Here is a 19920-nt window from a genome sequence, read left to right on the forward strand (position 1 = left end):
ATAAATCATTATTTATTCTTTTTGTTTCGTTTCGTTCCTGAGCATAGTGAGCACCACGCAAGCCACTGCCAAGGAGCACTGCCATGACCATCCGCCTGGGCGACATCGCCCCTGACTTCGAACAGGATTCCAGCGAAGGCCGCATTCGTTTCCACGAGTGGCTGGGCGACAGCTGGGGCATCCTCTTCTCCCATCCGGCCGACTTCACCCCGGTGTGCACCACCGAGCTGGGCTTCACCGCCAAGCTCAAGGACGAATTCGCCCAGCGCGGCGTCAAGGCCATCGCCCTGTCGGTCGACCCGGTGGATTCGCACCTGAAATGGATCGACGACATCAACGAGACGCAGAATACCCGAGTCAACTTCCCGATCATCGCCGATGCCGACCGCAAGGTCTCCGACCTCTACGACCTGATTCACCCGAACGCCAACGACACCCTGACCGTACGTTCGCTGTTCGTCATCGACCCGAACAAGAAGGTGCGCCTGATCATCACCTATCCGGCCAGCACCGGGCGCAACTTCCACGAGATCCTGCGCGTGGTGGATTCGCTGCAACTGACCGACAACCACAAGGTGGCCACCCCGGCCAACTGGCAGGACGGTGACGAGGTGGTGATCGTGCCCTCGCTCAAGGATGAAGCCGAGCTCAAGCAGCGCTTCCCCAAAGGTTATCGCGCGGTGAAGCCCTATCTGCGCCTGACCCCGCAGCCCAACAAGTAAGGATCGAACATGCATGTCGTGTTGCTCTCCGGCAGCCCTGCGGCGCGTTCGCGCACCGAAGTGCTGCTGGACCATGTACGCCAGCGCCTGGAGGCGCAGCAGGTGGAAGTGAGCCTGCTGCGGGTGCGCGATTTTGCCGCCGAGGATCTGCTGCATGCGCGCGCAGGCAGCCCGGCTGTCCGCCAGCTGCAGGCCGTGGTGGCCAGCGCCGATGGCCTGGTGGTCGGCACGCCGGTGTACAAGGCGTCGTTCACCGGCGCGCTGAAGGTGCTGCTGGATCTGCTGCCCGAACGTGCCCTGGCGCACAAGGTGGTACTGCCGCTGGCCAGTGGTGGCAGCCCGGCGCATCTGCTGGCGGTGGACTACGCGCTCAAGCCGGTGCTGGCTGCGCTGAAGGCGCAGGAAATACTCTGCGGCGTGTTCGCCATCGACAAGCAGATCGCCTACCCGGAAGGGGGCAGGCCCGCGCAGATCGACGCCGAATTGCGCGAACGCCTCGACGAGGCACTGGAACAACTGACCGCCGCCCTGGCGCGACGGCAGCAACCGATCGACCCGAACCTATTGAACGACCGGCTGGTGAACGCCCGCTGGAGCATCTGAACCACACGTAACATCCCGCCTTACTCGCCCGCCAACGGGCAAGCAGGCCCACACTCAACTTGCAAAGGAGGTCGCCATGGGCGCCAACACTTTGCGTCGGAGTCTGGTCGCCCTGTTTGCCGCGGCCATTTCCTTCGGCGCCATCACTCAAGCACAGGCCGCTTCTGATAACGAAAGCGTGTTGCGGATCGGCTATCAGAAGTACGGCACCCTGGTGCTGCTCAAATCCAGCGGTGCGCTGGAAAAACGCCTGGCCGAACAGGGCTTCAAGGTGCAGTGGACCGAGTTCCCGGCGGGCCCGCAGCTGCTCGAAGGGCTCAACGTGGGCTCCATCGACTTCGGCACCACGGGCGAGACGCCGCCGGTATTCGCCCAGGCAGCCGGCGCCGATCTGCTCTACGTGGCCTTCGAGCCGCCGGCGCCGCTCAGCGAGGCGATACTGGTGCCCAAGGATTCGCCGATCAAAACGGTGGCCGAACTCAAGGGCAAGAAGGTCGCCCTGAACAAGGGTTCCAACGTGCATTACCTGCTGGTGCGCGCGCTGGAGGAAGCCGGTCTGAGCATCACCGATATCACCCCCGTGTACCTGCCGCCTGCCGATGCCCGCGCCGCGTTCGAGCGTGGCAGCGTCGACGCCTGGGTGATCTGGGACCCCTTCCAGGCTGCCGCCGAACAGCAGCTGCAGGCGCGTACCCTGCGCGATGGCCTGGGCCTGGTGAGCAACCACCAATTCTATCTGGCCGCGCGTCCCTTCGCCGAAAAGCACCCCGAGGTAGTGGTCGCCCTGGTGGACGAGATTCGCAAGACCGGCGAGTGGACCCGCGCCAACGTTGACGAGGTCACCGCCCAGGTTGCACCGCTACTGGGCCTGTCCCCCGAGATCACCCGTGCTGCGGTTGAGCGGCAGAGCTACGGCGCGCAGCTGATCACTCCGGAAGTGGCGAGTGCACAGCAGAAGATCGCCGACACCTTCAGCGAGCTGAAGCTGATCCCCAAGCGCCTGAGCATTGCCGAGGTGATCTGGCGGCAGCCGGCCCAAGTCGCCCAGGCTCAGTAACCCCTAGCCCGGATGCGATCCGGGACAGCTGCACGGTATTCCCGGATTGCATCCGGGCTACGTCAACGCTTTCGCAAAAGGAGACCACTCCATGAGCCTCAATATCTTCTGGTTCCTGCCTACCCATGGCGATGGCAAATATCTGGGCACCGCCGAAGGCGCCCGCGCCGTCGACCACGGCTACCTGGCGCAGATCGCCCAGGCCGCCGACCGCCTCGGCTACGGCGGCGTGCTGATTCCCACCGGGCGTTCCTGCGAGGACTCCTGGCTGGTGGCGGCCTCGCTGATCCCGGTGACGCAGAACCTGAAGTTTCTCGTCGCGCTGCGCCCGGGGATCATTTCGCCGACCGTGGCTGCGCGCCAGGCGGCGACCCTGGATCGCCTGTCCAACGGCCGCGCGCTGTTCAACCTGGTGACCGGCGGCGATCCAGACGAGCTGGCCGGCGACGGCCTGCACCTGTCGCACGCTGAGCGTTACGAGGCGTCGGTCGAATTCACCCGTATCTGGCGCCGCGTGCTGGAGGGCGAAACCGTCGACTACGACGGCAAGCACATCCAGGTGAAGGGCGCCAAGCTGCTCTACCCGCCGATCCAGCAGCCGCGTCCGCCGCTGTATTTCGGTGGTTCCTCCGACGCGGCGCAGGACCTGGCCGCCGAGCAGGTCGAGCTGTACCTCACCTGGGGCGAGCCGCCGGCTGCGGTGGCCGAGAAGATCGCCCAGGTCCGTGAGAAGGCGGCCAAGCAGGGGCGAGAAGTGCGCTTCGGCATTCGCCTGCACGTGATCGTGCGCGAGACCAATGAGGAAGCCTGGGCGGCGGCGGATCGCCTGATCAGCCACCTGGACCAGGACACCATAGACCGCGCCCAGGCGTCGCTGGCGCGCTTCGACTCGGTCGGTCAGCAGCGCATGGCCGCCCTGCACGGCGGTAAGACCGACAACCTGGAAGTGTCGCCGAACCTCTGGGCCGGTGTCGGCCTGGTGCGCGGCGGCGCCGGCACCGCGCTGGTCGGCGATGGCCCGACCGTGGCGGCGCGGGTCAGGGAGTACGCGGAGCTCGGCATCGACACCTTCATCTTCTCCGGCTACCCGCATCTGGAGGAGTCGTACCGCGTCGCCGAACTGCTGTTCCCGCACCTGGATGTGGCCGCGCCTGCGCGTCCGGAGAGTCGCGGTTATGTCAGCCCGTTCGGCGAAATGATCTCCAGCGACATTCTGCCGAAGGCGGCTTCGGCGAGTTGAGGTAAGCGCAGGCAAAGGTTTTCCCGGATTGCATCCGGGCTACGGGGGCAGATGTAGCCCGGATGCAGTCCGGGATGGCTGGGCACATGCCCCTCTCCCCAACTCTCTCCCCGGAGGGGCGAGGGAGCTGACCGGCGGTGCTGTCTAGTTCAGCGACTCGGTTGGCTCCCTTCTCCCATTTATGGGAGAGGGGCTGGGGGAGAGGGCGCTTTTATCAGTCCGTAGCCCGGATGCAATCCGGGGAATACAGACGCTACACAGGTTTTCGAGGCAACCATGAACAACACGACCCTTAACAAACTGGCCCTGCGCGCCGCGCCCTGGGCCTTGCCGCTGGTGCTGCTGGCCGCCTGGCAGCTGGCGGTGGCCAGCGGCTGGTTGTCAAGCCGCATTCTGCCGGCACCCAGTGCGGTGCTGGTTGCCGGCTGGGAACTGCTGGCCTCCGGTGAAATCTGGCAGCACCTGGCGATCAGTGGCCAGCGCGCCGGCATCGGTTTCGCCATCGGCGGCGGCATTGGTTTGCTGCTGGGCTTTATCACCGGCCTGTCGAAATGGGGCGAGCGCTTTCTCGACAGCTCGGTGCAGATGATCCGCAACGTGCCGCACCTGGCGCTGATCCCGCTGGTGATCCTCTGGTTCGGCATCGACGAGGCGGCCAAGGTGTTCCTGGTCGCGCTCGGCACGCTGTTCCCCATCTACCTCAACACCTACCACGGCATCCGCAACGTCGACCCGGCGCTGGTGGAGATGGCGCGCAGCTATGGCTTGTCCGGCTTCTCGCTGTTCCGCCAGGTGATCCTGCCCGGCGCGCTGCCGTCGATCCTGGTCGGCGTGCGCTTCGCCCTCGGCTTCATGTGGCTGACCCTGATCGTCGCCGAGACCATCTCGGCCAGCGCCGGCATCGGCTACCTAGCGATGAACGCCCGCGAGTTCCTGCAGACCGACGTGGTGGTGCTGGCGATCCTGCTCTACGCGTTGCTCGGCAAGCTGGCCGACGTCGCGGCCAGGAGACTGGAGCGCGTGTGGCTGCGCTGGCATCCGGCCTATCAGGCCAAGGCAGGTGGCCAATGACTGCACTGCACAGCATCCGCCAGGACATCCCCCCGGGCGGCGTTCCGTTGGCGATCAAGAGGATCGAGAAATCCTTCGGCGAGCGTCGGGTGCTCAAGGGCATCGACCTGCATATCCCGGCCGGCCAGTTCGTCGCCGTGGTAGGGCGCAGCGGCTGCGGCAAGAGCACGCTGCTGCGCCTGCTGGCCGGGCTGGATCGACCCAGCGGCGGTCAACTGCTGGCCGGCAGCGGCTCGCTCAACGCGGTGCGCGAGGACATCCGCCTGATGTTCCAGGACTCGCGCCTGTTGCCCTGGAAGCGGGTGATCGACAACGTCGGTCTGGGCCTGTCCGGCAACTGGCGCAAGCAGGCCGAGGAAGCGCTGGCCGCGGTCGGCCTGGCCGATCGCGCAGGTGAGTGGCCGGTGGCCCTGTCCGGCGGGCAGAAGCAGCGTGTGGCCCTGGCCCGTGCACTGATCCATCGCCCGCGCCTGCTGCTGCTCGACGAACCGCTGGGCGCCCTGGATGCGCTGACCCGTATCGAGATGCAGCGCCTGATCGAGCGCCTGTGGCAACAGCATGGCTTCACCGTGCTGCTTGTGACCCACGACGTTGCCGAGGCGGTGGCCGTGGCGGATCGGGTGATCCTCATCGAGGACGGCCAGATCGGCCTCGACCTCGACGTGCAACTGGTGCGCCCGCGCCCGCATGGCTCGCCGCTGCTGGCGGCGCTGGAAGCGCGTGTGCTCGACCGCGTGCTGGCGCAGCCTGAGCTGCCGACGCCGCCCGACCCCGTATCACCCCTGCCCACGCAACTGCGTTGGGCGCTGTGAGGCCGTAGCCCGGATGCCATCCGGGTGCGGTTGTGCAATTTCCCCGGCTTGCATCCGGGCTACATCAGTGGACCATCAGGAGAAACACCATGACCATCAAAGCCATCAACGTGCGCAACCAGTTCAAGGGCACCATCAAGGAGATCGTCGTCGGCGACGTGCTCTCGGAAATCGACGTGCAGACCGCGGCCGGCATCGTCACCTCGGTGATCACCACCCGTTCCGTGCGTGAGCTGGAACTGCAGGTGGGCAGCGAGGTGATTGCCTTCGTCAAATCCACCGAGGTGTCCATCGCCAAGCTGTAAGAACCTTTTCATGATTTCAGCCAATTGGCGAAATAAGCCGCTTGCGATCTTGTAGGAGCGGCTTTAGCCGCGAGCTCTTTGCGCCTCAATAAAGCTCGGGGCTGAAGCCCCTCCTACGTGCTCACCGAATGTTTTTGCCTTGTAGTTGCCGCTTCAGGCACATAAAGATCGTGAACAGGTTCTAAGAGTGGTTGCCTGAGCAGCCCTTGCGTGCGAGGGCTCCAGGGTGTTTCGCAGGTAAAGAGATGCTGGTTATAAGAAGAAAAGAAAAAGATATTTTTCAGCTATATGTTTTTTCTGCAGAATCGCGCCATCAAATAGCCTGCCTGCAGGCTCCTCTCTCGATAAGAAGGACGCCATAGATGCTGAAGAAGATCGTTCTGGCCACCGTGGCCAGCGCCACCCTGCTGACTGGCTCGCTGAGCCATGCCGCTGCCGATACGCCATTCCACAACGCCTCCTACGACATCGCCCGCGAACTGTTCGGCGAGATCAACCCGCTGTTCGTCGAGCACTGGAAGCAGCAGAGCGGCAAGGAAGTGAAGATCATCCAGTCCTTCGCCGGCACCTCGCGTCAGGCGCAGGACATCATTCAGGGCAAGAAGGTCGACGTGGTCACCTTCAACCAGGTGACCGACGTGGACATCCTGGCCAAGCGCAAGCTGCTGCGTGAGGACTGGGCCCAGCAGTTCCCCAACAACAGCTCGCCGTACTACAGCACCACCGCCTTCTTGGTGCGCGAAGGCAACCCGAAGAACATCAAGAGCTGGGATGACCTGATTCGCGATGACGTGAAGCTGGTATTCCCCAACCCGAAAACCTCCGGCAACGCCCGCTACAGCTACCTGGGCGCCTGGCTGTTCGCCAACGAGAAATTCAATGGCGACCAGGAGAAGGTGAAAGCCTTCGTCGGCAAGCTGCTGAAGAACGTCGAGAACTTCCCCACCGGCGGCCGTGGCGCCACCGTGGCCTTCGCCCAGAACGGCCAGGGCGACGTGCTGCTGACCTTCGAATCGGAAGTGATCAACATCGCCAAGGGTGACGAGTTCAAGTCCGCCAACCTGGAGATCGTGGTGCCGGAAGTCAGCGTACTGGCCGAATTCCCGGTGGCCATCGTCGACAAGGTGGCCGACGAGCGCGGCACCCGCGAGCAGGCCAAGGCCTTCCTCGACTTCCAGTACAGCAAGGACATCCAGCAACTGCTGACCCGCTACAACTACCGCGTGCACAACCCGGAAGTGGTCGAGGCGACCAAGGCGCAGTTTGCTCCGGTGCGCCTGATCAACCCGACCGAGGTGCTGGGCAGCTGGGACGAGATCACCGCCAAGCACTTCGACAACGGTGGTATTCTTGACCAGCTTCTAGCCTCCGGCCGCTAAGCGCTCGTCAACGATCTGCTGCGCGTCGGCCCTGCGGCGTTAAAAACAGGCTCGGGATACTCATGTACAAAAGTACACTCCGCTCCCTCGCCTGTTTTTGCCTTGCAGGGCTCTAGCTCGCGAGATCTCACATGCGCTGTATTCGTCGTGGGCTATTCAGTTTCTGGTCCGTTGGCCGCCTTCCAGGCGGCCAACTGCATTTGTAGAGCCGAGCTTTTTCGTGAGCAAACCGACGCTGTTCTTCCGACAGACCCCGCTGCTGCCCGGCTTCGGCCTGAGCTTCGGCGTCAGCGTGCTGTACCTGTCGCTGGTAATCCTGCTGCCGCTGTCGGCGCTGCTGCTATACGTCAGCGACATGACCTGGGCACAGTACTGGTTCGCCATCAGCGATCCGCGCGTGGTGCAGACCTACAAGGTGACCATCTCGGCCGCGCTCTACTCGACCCTGGCGGTGCTGGTGCTGGGCCTGTTGCTGGCCTGGATCATCACCCGTTACGACTTCCCCGGCCGGCGCATCGTCGATGCGCTGGTCGACCTGCCGTTCGCCCTGCCGACCTCGGTGGCCGGCCTGACCCTCGCCGCACTGCTGGTGCCTAACGGCTGGATCGGCCAGTGGCTGGGCTTCAAGGTGGCCTACGCCTACGCCGGTATCGTGGTGGCGATGGTGTTCACCAGCATTCCTTTCGTGGTGCGCACCGTGCAGCCGGTGCTGCAGGATCTCGGTTCGGAATACGAAGAGGCCGCGCGCACCCTCGGCGCCAGCCGTGTGCAGACCTTCGCCAAGGTAATTCTGCCGACCCTGGCGCCGGCGCTGGTCACCGGAGGTTCGCAGGCGTTCATCCGCAGCCTCGGTGAGTTCGGCGCGGTGATCATGATCGCCGGCAACATTCCCTACCAGACGGAAGTCAGCTCGTTGATGATTTTCGTCCGTCTGCAGGAATTCAACTATCCGGCGGCGGCGGCCATCGCTTCGGTGATCCTGCTCGCGTCGCTGACACTTCTGTTCCTCCTGCAGGTCGCGCAGGGGCGTCTGTTCGCATGGCAACGGCAAGGTCGATGAAAAAGCCCCAAGATTGGCGCCAATGGGCGCTGGTAATCCTCGGTCTGATGGTGGTTGCGCTGATCCTGCTGGTGCCGCTGGCGCTGATCTTCACCAAGGCGCTGGCCGGCGGGCTCGACCTGCTGTGGAGCAATCTGAACGAAGATTACATGCTCCACGCCATCGGCCTCACGCTGCTGGTGGCAGCGATCACCGTGCCGCTGAACCTGTGCTTCGGCATCTGCCTGGCCTGGTGCGTGACCCATTACGACTTCCGCGGGCGCAAGCTGCTGACCACCCTGATCGACATTCCCTATGCGGTGTCACCGGTGGTCGCCGGCCTCTGCTACCTGGTGGTCTATGGCCTGGAAAGCTTCATCGGCCGCTGGTTCTACGATCACGGCATGCAGCTGATGTTCGCCTGGCCGGGCATCGTCATGGTCACGGTGTTCGTCACCGCGCCCTATGTGGCGCGCATTCTGATTCCGGTGATGCAGGCTCAGGGCCAGGACGAGGAAACCGCTGCCATGTGTCTGGGTGCCAGCGGCTGGCAGATTTTCCGCCGCATCAGCCTGCCGAAGATCAAGTGGGCGCTGCTGTACGGCGTGGTGGTCACCAATGCCCGCGCGGTCGGCGAGTTCGGTGCGGTGTCGGTGGTGTCCGGCACCATCATCAACCAGACCCTGACCCTGCCGCTGCTGGTCGACCAGCTCAACAACGACTACAAGCCGGCAGCGGCCTTCACCGCGGCCGGGCTGCTGGCGTGCATGGCGCTGCTCACGCTGTTTCTCAAGACCTTCATGGAGTGGCGTCAGCGCCGCCTGATGCAGCGCGCCGAGGCGTGATCAGGGGCGCCAGCGTTGTGGTGGATGTGGAGAGCGGCATCCACCCTACGGCCTGTAGCCTTATGACCTATCGCGGCTGAAGCCGCTCCTACGGAGCGTGGTGCTGGTGTAGCAGCGGGCTTCAGCCGCGATGCTCTTCCGACGCGGCTATCTGCACCTGATTGCGGCCGCCATGCTTGGCTGCATATAGCGCTTTGTCAGCACGCTCGCGCAGCTGTTCGGCCTGGCTGTGCAGATCGGTGCCGGCGACACCGGCACTCAGGGTGCAGGAAAATTCGCTGCCATCGGCGATGAAGCGCAGCTCGGCGAAGCGTTCGCGAATCTCATCGACGATCTGTTTGGCCTGCTGCGGCGTACAGTCCGGCAGCACGGCGAGAAATTCCTCACCACCATAGCGGCCCAGGCTGTCGACCCGGCGTAGGCGCTGGCGCAGCAGGTTGGCCAGCGCGCGGATGACGTTGTCGCCTGCCGCGTGACCGTGTTCGTCGTTGACCCGTTTGAAGTGATCGATATCCAGCATCACCACGCTGGCCCGGTTGCCGGTTCGCAGCGCGCGCTCCAGTTCGATCGCCACCTGCTCCTTGATATCGCCATGCTTGAGCAGACCCGTGAGGCTGTCACGCGCCAGCGCATTGGACAGCAGGCGGGCACGCTGGGCGCGAGAGAAAACGGCGGCGACCAGGGCGTTGTCGGAAATCGGTTTGGTGACGAAATCGTCGCCGGCCTTGATCAGCGCATTCATCTGCTTGGCGATATCGGTCTCCGCCGACAGGTAGATGATCGGGATGCGCAGCCAGTCGTCGTTGCAGCGGATGATCTGCGCAAGCTCGGGGCCGGTACAGTCCGGCATGTTGACGTCGAGCAGTACCACTTCCGGATTGAAATCGCGCAGATGCTCGAAGATCTGCGCCGGGTCCTGAAGAATTTCCACCAGCATGCCCGCGTCGCGCAGCACCAGGCTGTAACGGCTGGCCAGGTCGCGGTCGTCGTCGACGATCAGCACCCGGTAGGGCTCGCCGTTCTGCTGGGCGAAACAGCGCTCCAGGCGGCTTTCCAGCTGCGGGATGTCCACCGGCTTGGCGAAGAAACCCTGCGCGCCGGCACGCACCGCCTGCAGCTGGGTGGCGAAGTCGTCCTGATGGGTCAACACCAGCAACGGTAGAGGCACTTCCAGGCGCTGCTGCAGACGTGCGGCGTAATCCAGGCCGCTGCGGTCTTCGTTGGCCAGGTTGACGTCGACGATCAGTGCATCGGGCAGTTGCTGCAGCAGGGCGGTATCGAGATCGGTTGTAGTACGGAAGTGCTCGGCACGATAACCAAAGTTGCTCAGCGTCAGGCGCATGTTTTCGCCGACGGTCATTTCGTCTTCGAGAATGTAGATGAGCCGTGTATCGCTCTCCGTACGTGCCAGCGGCTTGGCTGCTTTCGGTTGTTCGTCCGGGCTGCTGTCGGCATCCGACTGCTCGCCTAGCTGCAGCAGCGCGGCGACGAAGACGTCGAGGTCCTGCTGCTGGCGCTGCTGCTGATCCAGCCAGCGTTCGGCCTGCTGTTCCAGTTCTCGCGCTTGCTGGCCCAACTGATCGAAACCGAAGGTGCCGGCACTGCCGGCGAGGCGATGAAGCTGGTCGCGCAGTGCTTGCAACAGCTGCCCGCGCTGCTCGTCGCCGGCTGCGAGCAGTTGCTCGCCCTGTTGCGTCAGTTGCGGAAGCTCCTGACGCAGGCGCTCGGCGAACTGCTGACCAAGCCGCTGCAGGTGCTGCTGCAAGGTCTGCGGGATGGCATTGCCCTGTTCAGCCATGGCGCTGACTCCAGATCTGCCGGATCTGGGCGGCGAGTTGCATGGGGTCGAAGGGTTTCACGATCACGTCGAGTGCGCCCAGACTACGGTAATGGGCCACTTCGCCGGGCTGTACCTTGGCGGTCATGAAGGCCACCGGTACGCTGTCGATGTCCACCAGTTCGCGCAGTTTTTCCAGCGTCTGCGGACCGTCCATACCGGGCATCATCACATCGAGCAGGATGAAGTCGGGAGCGAAGCCTTGCACCTGATCGAGCGCTTCCAGGCCGCTGGAGCAGCTCAGTACCTGAAAACCGCCGACGGCTTCCAGAGCGACCTTGGCCACGGCCTGGATCGAGGGATCGTCCTCGACGTGAAGGATGCGCTTGAGCTCAGTCATGGCCGGTCTCCTTGGCGGGTAATAGGCGGTTAAGCATGTGCAGGAAGTGTTGCCCATCATTGCGCGATTTGGCCAGTGTTTCGCTTACCCCGGCCAACTCGCAGCCGTTCATCTCGCTGGCCGAGAGCACGGCTACCGGTAGACCCGGGTGCTCGCGCTGCAGTTCGTCGACCAGCTCCAGGCCGCTGCCGTCGGGCAGGCCAAGGTCGAGCAGGACCAGATCGAAAGGCTCTTCGGCGAGCAGGCGGCGTGCTTCGGCGAGGCTGTCGGCGGGCACGAACTCGGCCAGTCCGCGGCCTTGTTCGGCGACTACCAGGCGCAGATCGTAATCGTCCTCGACATGCAGTACGCGTGGGCTGTGCGGCAGGTTCTGCAGGGCCTGGGCAAGGCTGCCGAGCAGGCGCTGTGAGTCGATCGGCTTGCTCAGCCAATCCAGCGCAGGCGCGCCCTCGAGCGCCAGGCGACCTTCCTCGCAAGCGGCGGAAACCACCAGGATCGGCAGCTCGCGGTAGCGTGCATCGGCACGCAGTTCCTGCACCAGTTGCAGGCCGTCGCCGTCCGGCAGACGCAGATCGAGGCTGATGGCGGCAGGCGTTTCCTCGCGCAGGCAGGCACGTGCTTCGTCCAGGCTGTGGGCCAGGCGCACGCGATAGCCGGCGTCTTCCAGCAACTGGCGCAGCAGGCTGGCAATGTCCGGTTCGTCTTCGACCACCAGCAGGCTGCGACGGCCGTCGCCAGAAGCGGGCAGGGCGGCTTCGGCCAGCATCGGCAGCTCGAACCAGAAGCAGGCACCCTGGCCTTCGACCGAGTCGAAGCCGATCTGGCCGCCCATGCGCTCGATCAGCTCCTTGCTGATGGCCAGGCCGAGCCCGGTACCGCCCTTGCTGCGGCTGTCGCTGGCGTCAGCCTGGGAGAACTTGCTGAAGATGCGCTGACGAAATTCGGCGGCGATACCCGGGCCCTGGTCAATCACTTCGACACGCACGCGGGAGCCACTACGTTCGGCACGCAGACGTACCTCGGCCCCGGGCGGCGAGTACTTCACCGCGTTGGAAATGAAGTTGGCCAGCACCTGCTGCAGGCGCATGGCATCGACCCGTACCCGCACCGGCGGGCAGTCGCTCAGGTGCAGCTGCACCTGGCGCTGGGCTGCATAGGCCTGGTTGCTGGCCAGCGCCTCCTCGAGCTGGGCAGCAAGTTCGCAGGGCTGCAGATCGAACTGCATCTTGCCGGCTTCCAGCTTGTCCATGTCCAGCAGGTCGTTGATCAGATGGCTGAGACGCTGGCTGTTGGCCTGAGCGATGCTCAGCATGGTGCGCATACCTTCCGGTACCGCGCCGAGGGCGCCACCGTTGATCAGCCCGAGCGAGCCGGCAATCGCGGTCAGCGGGGTACGCAGCTCGTGACTGACGGTGGAGACGAACTCGCTCTTGAGACGCTCGATGCGTTTGGCTTCGCTCTGGTCCATGGTGGTGCCGGTGATGCGCAGCGGGTAGCCGCTGGCGTCGCGCTGGATATACCCGCGTAGTAGCGCCGGTAGTTCGCTGCCGTCGACACGCAGCAGGCGACAGTCGAGGGTGAAGTTGCTGGCGCCCTCATGAAACGCCTGATACAGACGGGCGCGTGCCGCCGGCAGGTCTTCCGGGTGCACCAGCGTTTCCCAGGCCAGGGGGTCGTCGGCAAAGCCTGGCGGCCCTTGTTCTGGATAACCGAGCATTTGCCAGCCGCGCGCCGAGGCGAAAAAGCTGCCGGCCTTGACGTCGATATCCCACCAGCCGTCATTGCTGCCTTTGAGCGCCAGCGCCAGACGTTCCTCGCTGCGATGCAACTGCTCGGTGATGCGTGCGGCCAGTTCCTGTACCTGAGCGCGGCGCAGGCTGAGGGTGCTGACCAGAAAGAACAGCAGCAGGCTGATGCAGCCGCCGAGCACCAGCAGTGCCACCTCGCCGCGGTGTTCGCGGGCGAGGTAGCCCGGTGCGTAGTGGAAGTCCAGGTGCCAGGTCTGGCCGAACATCTCAAGTCGGTGTTGGCTGTCGGCCGGCTGCGTTATTGGTACGTCGCCGCGACTGCTATAGAGCAGTTCGGCACCTTCGCTGGTGGCGCCGCCGGCGTACAGCTCGAAGTCCAGCTCGCGTTGACGTTCGCCGAGGATGCCATGCATCAGGTCGTGAATCCTGAACGGGCTGTAGGCGAAGCCGCGCAGCGCGGCCAGGCGCTGCTCCGGGGTGTCCAGCGGGCGTTGTGGCCAGTACAGCGGGACGTACAGCAGCAGCCCTGGCTGGACCTTGCCGTGGGTCTCCTGGCGCAGGATGACGCGGCCGGACAGGCGGCTCTGGCCGCTGCGTCCGGCGTCGAGCATGGCCGCGCGGCGCACCGGCTCGGACAGCATGTCGAAGCCGAAGGCGGCCAGGTTGCGCCCGGTGAAAGGCTCGATGAAGCGGATCACAGCGTAACGTTCGCGCTGGCCGGGTGGCTGCATGTGAAAATCGGCAAAGCCCTCGGCGCGAATCTCGCTCTCGAATGTTGGCAGTTGCTGCGCCTCCAGCATCTGCGCAAAGCCCAGCCCCTGAATGCCCGGATAGCGCTCGTCCAGGCGCAGGCGCTCGGTATAGGCGCGCCAATCCGCACGGCTGACGTCTTCGCTGGCATCGAACAGACCGGCGGCACCGAGCAGGATACTCTCCTGTTCTTCCATACGCTTGACGATGGCCCGGCTCAGCTCCTCGGTGAGCAGTTCGAACTGACGGGTGGCGGACTCGGTCTGGCTCTGGCGCAGGTTGTACCAGGCCAGCAACGTCGCTCCCAAGGCCAGCGCCAGCACCGCCCAGGCCAGCAGGTTGACGCGACTGAACAGAGACGCGAGCAGGGCGCGGGTGGTTCTCATGATTGCGCTCCAGCCAGGGGCAGTCTCATCCAGAAGGTGCTGCCCTGACCCAGGGTTGAGTCGAAGCCGATGTGTCCGCCCATGTGTTCGATGATTTCCTTGCTGATCGCCAGACCGAGGCCGGTGCCGCCCTGGCGGCGCGTGTCGCCGGCGTCAGCCTGGGCGAACTTGCTGAAAATGCGTGGTTTGAAGTCGTCGGCGATGCCCTGGCCTTGGTCACGCACGCTGATGCGCACCCAGCCGTCTTCGGGTACGGCTGCGAGCTCGACGCTCTGCCCGGCAGCGGAAAATTTGGCGGCATTGGCCAGCAGGTTGGCCAGCACCTGTTCCAGGCGCTGGGGGTCGGCCAGCACCTGACAGTCGTCGCCCGCCAGCAGGTGCAGTCGCACCTGGTGGCGTTCGGCATAGGGCTGGTTGTTGTGCAGTGCCTGCTGCAGCAGCGCGCGCAGGGCCAGCGGCTGCAGATCGAAGCGCATCTTGCCGGCGACCAGCTTGTCCATGTCCAGCAGGTCATCGATCAGGTGGCGCAGGCGCTGGCTGTTGCTCTGCGCGATCTCCAGCATCTGGCGCATGGTGTGCGGCACCTCGCCCAGGGCGCCGCCGTTGATCAGACCGAGCGAGCCGGCGATGGCGGTGAGCGGCGTGCGCAGCTCGTGACTGACCGTAGAGACGAATTCGTTCTGCAGCTGTTCGCCGCGTTTGCGCTCGCTGATGTCGCTGATGAAGCCGTGCCACAGCGTGTCGCCGTCGGGCAACCGCTGTGGGGCAGCGCGTCCCTCGACCCAGATCAGGCCGCGTTCGGGGTGCAGCACGCGGTACTCCTGATGCCAGGTGGTCAGGCTCCGGGCCGAAGCGGCGATCGCTTCGCGCACGGGCGATGCATCTTCGGCATGCAGACGCGCGTGTACCGGCGCGGCGTCCTGGCCGACTTCCTCGGGAGTACAGCCATAGATATCGCCTATACCTGCGCTGGCGTAGGGAAAGCAGCTGCTGCCATCGGCGCGCAGCAGATATTGATAGACCATGCCGGGCAGTTGTGCGGCTATACGCTGCAGGCGCTGGCGGGCTTCGTCGCGCTGGCTGAGGTCGTTGGCCACCAGCAGGTAGCCCTGCAGCGGCTGACCTTCGGTACGAATCGGCGAAAGATTCAGACGTACCGGCAGGCTCTGCCCGCTGCGCGCGCGCATTTGTCCCTCGGTGCTCTGCGGGCCACCGAGGCTGGCGGCGCAAAGGCGTTCGAACTGACCGGGATCGAGCAGCAGCTGCGATACGTACTGCTGGTCCAGCTCTTTGGCCGGATAGCTCAGCAGCTGCTGCGCTTCGCTGTTGCTGCGCAACACCCGGCCCTGCGGATCCAGCACCAGTACCGCGCTGCCGGCGTTGTCGAGCATGGCCTGGTGCATGGCGCTCTGTTCGGCCTGGCGGCGCGCCTGCAGGCGCAGCTCGAACAGCTCGCCGGTCAATTGCGCCAGGTGCTGCAACTGCATGCGCTGATGCTGATCGAGCCGGCGCGGCTGGCGGTCGATCACGCACAGGGTGCCGAGGGCCAGTCCCTGGCCGTCGTGCAGGGGCACGCCGGCATAGAAGCGAATGTGCGGTTCCGAGGTGACCAGCGGATTGTCGCGAAAGCGCACGTCATCCAGTGCGTTGTCCACCTCCAGCAACGCATCGGCATGCACTGCATGGGCGCAGAAGGCGAGTTCGCGCGCGGTCTGTTCTGCCTCCAGGCCGACCCGGCTCTTGAACCACTGGCGCTGAGCGTCGACGAGCGAGATCAGCGCGATAGGGGTTTCGCAGATTTCCGCGGCCAGCGCAGTGATGTGATCGAACATCGCTTCGGGCGGACTGTCGAGTAGCTCCAGGGCGTGCAGCGCAGCCAGGCGCTGCCGCTCGTTGCCGGGAATCGGGGCTTGGCTCATGACGCACTTCCTGTGACCGGTAATTCAAACCAGAAGGTAGCACCTAGGCCGGGGGAGGAGTCGAAGCCTATGTGTCCGCCCATGCGTTCGATGATTTCCTTGCAGATGGCCAGCCCCAGCCCTGTCCCGCCCTGCTGCCGGGTATCGCCGGAGTCGGCCTGGGAGAACTTGCTGAATATGCGGGATTTGAAGGCTTCCGGTATTCCGGGGCCGTTATCCGACACGCTGACCCGCATCATCTCGCCGCAGTGCTGCAATCTGACCACGACCTGGCCGCCGGAAGGCGAAAACTTGGCGGCGTTGGACAGCAGGTTGGCCATCACCTGCGCCAGGCGCTGGGCGTCCACCCGTACCAGGGCGTCGCTCTCGACCTGCAGGCGCAGCTGGACCTGATGTTGCTCGGCATAGGGCTGGTTGTGCAGCAGCGTCTGCTCCAGCAGCGGCTGCAGCAGGCTCGTCTGCAGGTCGAAGTGCATCTTGCCGGCGACCAGTTTGTCCATATCCAGCAGGTCGTTGATCAATGCGCTGAGGCGCTGGCTGTTGCTGTGGGCAATGCTCAGCATCTGGCGCATGGCCTGCGGCACCTCGCCGAGAGCGCCACCGTTGATCAGTCCGAGCGAGCCGGCGATGGCCGTCAGTGGGGTGCGCAGCTCATGGCTGACGGTGGAGACGAACTCGTTTTTCATCTGTTCGATGCGCTTGCGCTCGGCGATGTCGCGAATCACCGCAATGAAGCGACGCTGCCCCTGGTGGCTGATCTGCGAAACGGCCAGTTCCATGGCGAAGCGCTCGCCGCTCTGACGCATGCCCTCCAGTTCGCGGACCTGGCCCACCACCCAGGCCTTCCCGGTGCGCAGGTAGCGCTCAAGGTAGCTGTCATGTGCGCCGCTTTCCGGCTCGGGCATCAGCAGGCTGACGTTGCGCCCGGCCACTTCATCCTGTCGGTAGCCGAATATTTCTTCGGCCGCGTGGTTGAAGGTCTCGATGTGGCCGTGTTCGTCGATGGTGACGATGGCGTCGACTACGTTGTCGAGCAGGGTACTCAGATAGTGCTCGCGCTCGCGCACGGCGCGTTCGGCGGCGACGCGGTCGCTGAAGTCCTGGATCTGCGAAACGAAGTGCACCGGCTGCCCTGCACTGTCACGTACCAGCGATACGCTGAGCAGCACCCAGAGAACACGGCCCTGCTTGTCCAGGTAGCGTTTTTCCATCTGGTAGGCATTGATCTGCCCGGCCAACAGGTTGGCCATATTTTCCTGGTCGGTATCCAGGTCGTCGGGATGGGTGACCTGCTGGTAGGTCAGTGCCTGCAGCTCTTCGCGGCTGTAGCCGAGCATGCGGCACAACTCGGCGTTGACCTCAAGCCAGCGACCGTCCGGAGCGACCAGGGCCATGCCCTGCGGGGCGGTGTCGAAGGCGCTTAGAAAACGCTGCTGACTCAGGCGCAGCTCGTCTTCCATGGCATGACGTTCGCTGACGTCCCAGATGAAGCCGTCGATCCACAACAGCTGGCCATTACTGTCGTACTCGCCGCGGCCCTTGCCCCTGACCCAGACGTCATGGCCATCTGCATGGCGCAGGCGGTAGGTCAGTTCGAAGGGTTTCTGCTGCTCGAGTGCTTCACCGATACGGAAGGTGATGGGCAGATCATCGGGATGGACGATGCTGGAATAGCTGCGTACGCGATTGTCGATGATATCGCTGGCCGGGTAGCCGCAGAGCTTGGCAATCTCGTCGCTGATGTAGCGCATGGTCCAGTCGGCATCATGGGCGCAGCGATACACCACGCCGGGCAGGTTCGCCACCAGGCCGCGGAAGCGACTCTCACTCTTCTGCAGGGCGCGGGTGGTCTGCAGCAGCTCGCTGATATCGCTGGCGATGCCGAGGAAGCCGGTGATCTGGCCGCCTTCGTCGAATATCGCGCTGACGGTGAGGTTGACCTGACGCAGGCTGCCGTCCTTGTGGCGATAGGTCCACTGGCGGGTTTCCGGCTCGCCGCCACGTGCGTTGTGCACGAACACTTCAAGGCCCGTGACTGGCTGGCCGGCCACCTCGCTCAGCTCGCTGGCGCGGGCGTGAACTTCTTCGGCGAGGTGAAATACGGCCGGGGTCTGGCGTCCGACCATTTCTTCGGCGCTGTAGCCCAGCAGGCGTTCGGCGCCGGAGTTGAACAGGTTGATGGTGCCGTTGCTATCGGAGGCGATGATCGACACCCCGGTGGCCGAGTCCAGCACCGCCTGCAGGTAGGCTCGCGCCGAGCGTACGGCTTGCTCCTGTTGTTGGCGTTCGAGCATGGCCCCGACCCAGCGGGCGAACAGGCCGAGAAAGTCGCGGTCGGCGTCATCGAACGGCCGGATGCGTGGCTCCGGATTGGCGAAGGCCAGGGTACCGAAGGGCTTGCCGGCTACCCGCACGGTGATGCCGATGTAGCTTTCCAGGGCGTACTGGCGATAGCACGTATGGCGCCGATACTGCGAATCGGCCATGTGGGTGATGGCCAACGCCTCGCTCTGCTGCAGCGTCAGGCTGCAATAGGTCTCACTCAACTCGAACTGCTGGCCATCGCTCATTGCACCCTCGGGGGAAACTTGCACCAGCACCTGGTACTGCTCGCCCTCGATGTGGCTGATGATGCCCAGCGGCATGCCGAAATGCTCGGCGCCCAGACGCAGCGCCTGGCGCAATTGCTCGGTGCGGCTCAGGCTCGGCAGTGCGGCGATCTCATTGAGAGCGCGCAGCGCCGCCTGCTGGCGCTGCATCAGGCGCTGAGTACTGCGCCTGGTACTGCGCAGCAGGACCAGCAAAAGCGCTTCGGCACCGCACCAGGCAAGCAACCATTTGATGATCAGCCGGCGCTTGTCACGTCGATGCACGTTGTATTGATCACTGACGTCGTGCCAGATCAGGGCGACCGCCAACGGTTCGGTGCTCCGTTCGTAGGTCTGCCGATAGCTGCTCAGCGCCACCTGATTGACCAGATAAAAGCGCTCGCCATCGTCCAGCAGGCGTAGGCTGTTGCCCTCCTGCGGTTCCGGCAGTCGCCCTTGCTGTTGCCAGGTCAGTATCTGCGGGCGCGAGTGGCCCATCAGTTGCCAGCGCCGGGTATCTCCGGACAGGCCGCGCAGATCCTCGCCGCTGCCTGAACCCAGCAGGAGATCTCCGCGCAGCAGCAGGGCAACGCCGCTGTCGAATTCGCGGTCCAGCTGTGCGAGGTCTTCGAGCACGCCCATGGCCACCTCGATGGCGCCAACCTGTACTGTTCCGTTTGCGCCTTCGACCAGCAGCGGGGCGATCGCTCGCATGCCGATGCTGCCGCGGGTCAGGCCCAAACCGGCCTGGCTTGTGCCACTGCGCAGCGCCTCCAGTACCATGGGACGCCAGCCGATCTGCAAATCGCCGAAGTGCTCGGGTTCGTGTACCCGCAGCAGCACCTTGATATCCGGTGCCAGATGCACGTACAGGCGAAACGGCTGGCGCGCCTGCAGGTGGCGCCAGCGCGGCGCCAGGCGGGTATAGAGCTGTTTGCGAATGATGGCCAGGTTTTCCAGGTCGTTCGCCGGCAGGGCATGGGCCTGACGCACCAGATCTACCACCCAGGCATCGGCAGCGATGGTTTCAGCCAGCAGCATCGTGCGCTCCTGTAGCCCATGCTGGGTACTGTTCAGGGCCATGCGTTGAATTTCCGCCTGCTTGCCGATCTGCAGCTGCCAGAGCGCTTCGCGCTCGTTCAGCGCCTGGTGCCCCAGAAAAGCGAAGAACATTGCCAGGCAAAAGCTGCCGCAGATGACTATCCAGCGGCTGGCGTTCCAGCGGCTGGCGTTCCAGAGCCCGAACCAGCGATTACCCAGTCTGATCGTGTTCATCCGC

15 protein-coding genes are annotated in these 19920 nt (G+C 64.5%); 10 read left to right on the top strand and 5 right to left on the bottom strand.

Going from position 1 to position 19920, the window contains the following annotated elements:
• The first annotated feature begins 83 nt into the window (after nt 1-83).
• From DXK50_RS14905 to cysW, 10 genes are all read left to right on the top strand, one after another.
• The gene (locus DXK50_RS14905; RefSeq protein WP_212630852.1) at nt 84-722 is read left to right on the top strand and encodes a peroxiredoxin; all 639 of its coding nucleotides are present in this window, start codon (nt 84-86) and stop codon (nt 720-722) included.
• A 9-nt stretch (nt 723-731) separates the two neighbouring features.
• Complete coding sequence (gene ssuE, locus DXK50_RS14910; protein ID WP_212630853.1) at nt 732-1325, top strand: NADPH-dependent FMN reductase; 594 nt, start codon at nt 732-734, stop codon at nt 1323-1325.
• A gap of 76 nt (nt 1326-1401) precedes the next feature.
• Entirely contained in the window at nt 1402-2382 is a 981-nt protein-coding gene (locus DXK50_RS14915) for a sulfonate ABC transporter substrate-binding protein (protein WP_212630854.1), read from the top strand.
• Between the two features lie 91 nt (nt 2383-2473).
• Nucleotides 2474-3622 carry an FMNH2-dependent alkanesulfonate monooxygenase gene (ssuD, locus tag DXK50_RS14920; protein ID WP_212630855.1) on the top strand — a complete coding sequence of 383 codons (1149 nt, stop codon included), beginning with the start codon at nt 2474-2476 and terminating at the stop codon, nt 3620-3622.
• A gap of 276 nt (nt 3623-3898) precedes the next feature.
• The gene (ssuC, locus tag DXK50_RS14925) at nt 3899-4693 is read left to right on the top strand and encodes an aliphatic sulfonate ABC transporter permease SsuC (RefSeq protein ID WP_212630856.1); all 795 of its coding nucleotides are present in this window, start codon (nt 3899-3901) and stop codon (nt 4691-4693) included.
• A complete protein-coding gene (ssuB, locus tag DXK50_RS14930; RefSeq protein WP_212630857.1) occupies nt 4690-5505 on the top strand; it encodes an aliphatic sulfonates ABC transporter ATP-binding protein in 816 nt (271 codons plus the stop codon). Before ssuC ends, ssuB begins: the two co-directional genes overlap by 4 nt.
• 89 nt (nt 5506-5594) lie before the next feature.
• Nucleotides 5595-5810, top strand: a complete 216-nt coding sequence (locus DXK50_RS14935; RefSeq protein WP_024309981.1) for a TOBE domain-containing protein — start codon at nt 5595-5597, stop codon at nt 5808-5810.
• 362 nt (nt 5811-6172) lie between these two features.
• Nucleotides 6173-7189, top strand: a complete 1017-nt coding sequence (gene cysP / locus DXK50_RS14940) for a thiosulfate ABC transporter substrate-binding protein CysP (RefSeq protein ID WP_161867898.1) — start codon at nt 6173-6175, stop codon at nt 7187-7189.
• 220 nt (nt 7190-7409) lie between these two features.
• Complete coding sequence (gene cysT / locus DXK50_RS14945; protein ID WP_161867899.1) at nt 7410-8249, top strand: sulfate ABC transporter permease subunit CysT; 840 nt, start codon at nt 7410-7412, stop codon at nt 8247-8249.
• Nucleotides 8246-9073 carry a sulfate ABC transporter permease subunit CysW gene (gene cysW / locus DXK50_RS14950; protein WP_161867900.1) on the top strand — a complete coding sequence of 276 codons (828 nt, stop codon included), beginning with the start codon at nt 8246-8248 and terminating at the stop codon, nt 9071-9073. The genes cysT and cysW overlap by 4 nt, the downstream gene beginning before the upstream one ends.
• A gap of 121 nt (nt 9074-9194) precedes the next feature.
• On the opposite strand, the gene DXK50_RS14955 is transcribed toward cysW, so the two are convergent.
• The 5 genes from DXK50_RS14955 to DXK50_RS25290 are packed head-to-tail and all read right to left on the bottom strand — an operon-like array spanning nt 9195 to nt 19916.
• On the bottom strand, nt 9195-10871 hold the full coding sequence (locus DXK50_RS14955; protein WP_212630858.1) for a diguanylate cyclase: 1677 nt from the start codon (nt 10869-10871) through the stop codon (nt 9195-9197).
• Nucleotides 10864-11250, bottom strand: a complete 387-nt coding sequence (locus tag DXK50_RS14960; RefSeq protein ID WP_161867902.1) for a response regulator — start codon at nt 11248-11250, stop codon at nt 10864-10866. The genes DXK50_RS14955 and DXK50_RS14960 overlap by 8 nt, the downstream gene beginning before the upstream one ends.
• Nucleotides 11243-14134: a CHASE domain-containing protein gene (locus DXK50_RS14965; protein WP_212630859.1), complete on the bottom strand. Its 2892-nt coding sequence runs from the start codon at nt 14132-14134 to the stop codon at nt 11243-11245. Before DXK50_RS14965 ends, DXK50_RS14960 begins: the two co-directional genes overlap by 8 nt.
• Complete coding sequence (locus DXK50_RS14970; RefSeq protein ID WP_212630860.1) at nt 14131-16053, bottom strand: ATP-binding protein; 1923 nt, start codon at nt 16051-16053, stop codon at nt 14131-14133. The genes DXK50_RS14965 and DXK50_RS14970 overlap by 4 nt, the downstream gene beginning before the upstream one ends.
• Nucleotides 16050-19916, bottom strand: a complete 3867-nt coding sequence (locus DXK50_RS25290) for a PAS domain S-box protein (protein ID WP_212630861.1) — start codon at nt 19914-19916, stop codon at nt 16050-16052. Before DXK50_RS25290 ends, DXK50_RS14970 begins: the two co-directional genes overlap by 4 nt.
• Nucleotides 19917-19920 lie beyond the last annotated feature (4 nt).

The organism is Pseudomonas sp. KB-10 (genome assembly GCF_018221585.1).
GTDB classification, from domain to species: domain Bacteria; phylum Pseudomonadota; class Gammaproteobacteria; order Pseudomonadales; family Pseudomonadaceae; genus Aquipseudomonas; species Aquipseudomonas yangonensis.